This window comes from Vibrio aestuarianus (assembly GCF_012395185.1).
Taxonomy (GTDB): Bacteria; Pseudomonadota; Gammaproteobacteria; order Enterobacterales; family Vibrionaceae; genus Vibrio; species Vibrio aestuarianus.
On record NZ_JAAZTU010000077.1, the window covers coordinates 1 to 3,523 of the forward strand.

At 40.3% G+C, this 3,523-nt stretch carries 3 protein-coding genes; all 3 read left to right on the plus strand.

Features of this window, described 5'->3' with window-relative positions; translation table 11 throughout:
* The first annotated feature begins 285 nt into the window (after positions 1 to 285).
* The 3 genes from HGG78_RS18475 (at position 286) to HGG78_RS18485 (ending at position 3,402) form a co-directional block, all read left to right on the plus strand.
* A complete protein-coding gene (locus HGG78_RS18475) occupies positions 286 to 870 on the plus strand; it encodes a DUF1294 domain-containing protein (RefSeq protein ID WP_038964135.1) in 585 nt (194 codons plus the stop codon).
* Between the two features lie 732 nt (positions 871 to 1,602).
* Entirely contained in the window at positions 1,603 to 2,139 is a 537-nt protein-coding gene (locus HGG78_RS18480) for a ClbS/DfsB family four-helix bundle protein (RefSeq protein WP_172533782.1), read from the plus strand.
* 684 nt (positions 2,140 to 2,823) lie between these two features.
* Complete coding sequence (locus HGG78_RS18485) at positions 2,824 to 3,402, plus strand: hypothetical protein (RefSeq protein ID WP_172533783.1); 579 nt, start codon at positions 2,824 to 2,826, stop codon at positions 3,400 to 3,402.
* The last annotated feature ends 121 nt before the right edge of the window (positions 3,403 to 3,523 follow it).

Below are 3,523 nucleotides of genomic sequence, written 5' to 3' on the forward strand. Positions count from 1 at the left end.
CCTTTCGTTCTCAGTGAGGTGCGTGTATTTCATGTTTTTTACTTCTTGGCGGGAGCAAACTTCATGATTATCGCATCTCACTGTTTTTATGTTCAGAGGTGTCGCACTTCGTACTTGAATCCAAGGTATATAACAAAGCGTTTAAGACGGATTCCCAACGCTCGGCATTTTTGGTTTGCTTCAGGTTTAGTGTTTACGGCACAATGCTTTAAGTGCAGTGGTCTGCGTTGCTCACCACTTAACGCGGCGTTAGCCCACAGGCGTCAGAACTAGCGAAGGATTATGATGAAAGGTCAAATAGTAGAATGGAATGATGCTAAAGGTTATGGGTTTATTTCGTCTGTTGATGGAAAGCTGAAGGTATTTTTCCATATTTCATCTATCACAAATCGAGGTTATCGCCCTAAAGTAAAAGATAGCGTTACTTTTGATGTCTCAGAAGATAAAAAGGGACGCTTCAATGCTGAAAATGTGGTAGTGCAAGGCGTCAACGGGTTCCCTTATACAGTGTTATTTGGTTTTAGCTTCTTGGTTGCGGCAACAGCATCGATAACAGTTTTTAACGGTGAAATACTCCTAATTCCTTTGTATTTGTTTTTGAGCATATTTACATACTTTATGTTTGCTTGGGATAAGCAAGCGGCACAGAATGGTAGTTGGAGAACGTCAGAAAGTACATTGCATATGCTGTCGTTGGTCGGTGGTTGGCCAGGAGCATTATTAGCTCAGTTTCAATTACGACACAAATCAAGGAAGCAACCTTTTAAGTTCATCCTTTGGGTTACGATTTTTATCAACATTGGTGGTTTTGTCTGGTTGTTGAGTGAATCAGGACGACGTTTAATCCAGAGTGTTTTAGGGGCGTTTTAGTCAATAAAAAACTCGTGAATTAATGTGGGCTAACAAACAATTTAAGAGGGATTCTCAACGCTTAGCATTTTTGCTTTTACTTCAAGTTTAGTGTTTAAAGTACAATGCGTTAGGTTGGGTGGTAGCGTTGTTCACCCCTTAATTGGGCGTTATGTGTTTGATGAGTTTTTGAGGTTAATTCTACGATTTCATTGAAAATTCGTTCCGTGTTTTCGGCAAGTTGGCTTGGTCGAAATGGATTCTTGAACAACCTGAGTTTGATGGTTTTCAAGGTTCTTGGGTTGCCTCAATTGCGTTTTGGATCTGGTTTGTGTTGAGTTTAGTCAGTTTCAAATCGCTTTAATTGAAATGCATTTTTGACTGATTTGCTTGCTGACATTCAGTTCTGAAAATCTGGTGACGCAAAAAATTTAGCGGTTGCTGAAAGGGCGCTTTCTTTGTTGTTGATTCTGCAAGTGGCTCTCTTTGGCTAAGATCGCTGTGAAATTTAGGTTTTGGTCAGCATCATTTTTGTACGTAACTTATTCAAATCTCTTCATTTCTACGGTGGTTTACTTTGAATTCACGGTAAAATTCACATAACAAGCAATTCAAGTGGATTCTCAACGCGTGGCAGTTTTACTATGCGTCAGGTAAAGTGCTTTACGGTGCAATGCAGTGGCTTGGTCAGTGCGTTGTTCACCACTTAATTGGGCGTTAGTGCTTATCTGTAGACGATGAACGGAGTTTGTTATGGCAAGACCGAAGACTAAGGAAGAGTTAATTCATCAAGCTGATGAGAGTTTTACAAAGCTATTTCGGTATATCGACTCAATGCCTGTAAGTGTCTTAAATACTGAGTTTGATTTTTCCAGTGACAAGAGTAAAAAGGAGTTACACTGGGCTCGCGACCGAAACCTTCGAGATGTATTGATACATCTGTACGAATGGCATCAGTTGTTACTGAAATGGGTTAATTCAAACATGGCGGGACAGAAGGTCAGTTTTCTTCCTGAACCATACAATTGGAAAACATACGGCCAAATGAACATTGAATTTTGGCAAAAGCACCAAGAAACAGAGTTGTCGGCAGCAAAGCAATTGGTGCAGGAAAGTCATAAAGCGTCGCTCGAATTAGCTAAAAGTTTTACTGATGAGGCACTTTTCACTAAACAGTATTTCGATTGGACAGGCACAACAACGCTAGGAAGCTACTGTGTATCTGCGATGCCAAGTCACTACGATTGGGCGTTAAAAAAGCTTCGAGCTCACGCAAAAATGCATTCGTAAAAAGTACGCACTAACAAAGCATTTAAGAGTGATTCGCAACGCTTGGCGTTTTCGCTTCGCTCAAGTATAGCCAAGCGCCGCTCACACCTTAATGCGGCGTTATGTGTTGGGTGAGTTTTTGAGGTTAATTCTACGATTTCATTGAGAATTCGTTCTGTGTTTTCGGCAAGTTGGCTTGGTCGAAATGGATTCTTGAACAACCTGAGATTGAGCGTTTTCAAGGTTCTTGGGTTGCCTCAATTGGGTTTTGGATCTGGCTTGTGTTGAGTTCCGACAGTTTTAAATCGCTTTAATTGAAATGTCTTTTTGACTGATTAACTTGCTGACATTCAGCTCTGAAAGTCTGGTGAAGCAAAAGTTTTGTTGTAGCTGAAAGGGCGCTTTCTTTGTTGTTGATTCTGTAAATGGCTCTCTTCGGCTCAGATTGCTGTGAAATTTAGGGTTTGGTCAGCATCGTTTTTGCACGTAACTTACTCAAACTCCTTAATTTCTACGGTGGTTTACTTTGATTTCACGGTTACATTCACATAACAAACAATTCAAGTGGATTCTCAACGCATGGCAGTTTTACTATGCGTCAGGTAAAGTGTTTACGGTGCAATGCAGCGGCTTGGCCAGTGCGTTGTTCACCACTTAATTGGGCGTTAGTTTGCTATTCAGTTGGAGAGGTAATCAGGAATATTTGTGGTAGAAAATATTAGTATCATTGTTTCAGTTTGTAGTTTTTTCGCAGCAGTTGCTAGTGCGATCGCTGCTTTTCGCTCTTACAAATTGGCTGAAAAGTTAGCAAAAATATGTAACTTATTCCCGAGTGTTCATGACAATCGCTTGGTCATTACCTGTACGTCTACAACAGAACGATTAATTGCTCATGAAATCCTTATTGTTGTTCATGAGAACCGTTTTAAACGAAATACTTACCCCCTGACTCGGCTGTATAATCTAAACGCACACTTTCAAAAGGCATCATCATATGATGCTATTTTCCCAACTTTATTTGAAAGAGGCTTAGTATCTGGAGAGTCATACGAATTTCCAATAGCGGAACTTTTTAAAATAGCCACTAACAGAATTATTCTTCAAAAGGAAACTGTGGGCTTAGAGCCTGAAAAGTTATGGGTAGGGCAAAGGGTTACGATCACTTTTATGCTTAATGGTCGCCCATATAAAGTGGCTATTCGCCTTACTCAGCAGTTGATTAATGAAATCCTAAGTGGGAAGACAACGTTCTCTGATTTTAGACTGAGAGTGCGCGCAACTTAGTATCAAGTTTGAAGTGCGACACTTTCTACAGATGCGCATGAATATACTCCGTTGGTGTTCTATACCCAAGTCTTTTGCGTGGGCGCGTATTTAATTTGTGTGCAATTTCATTGCAGATCTT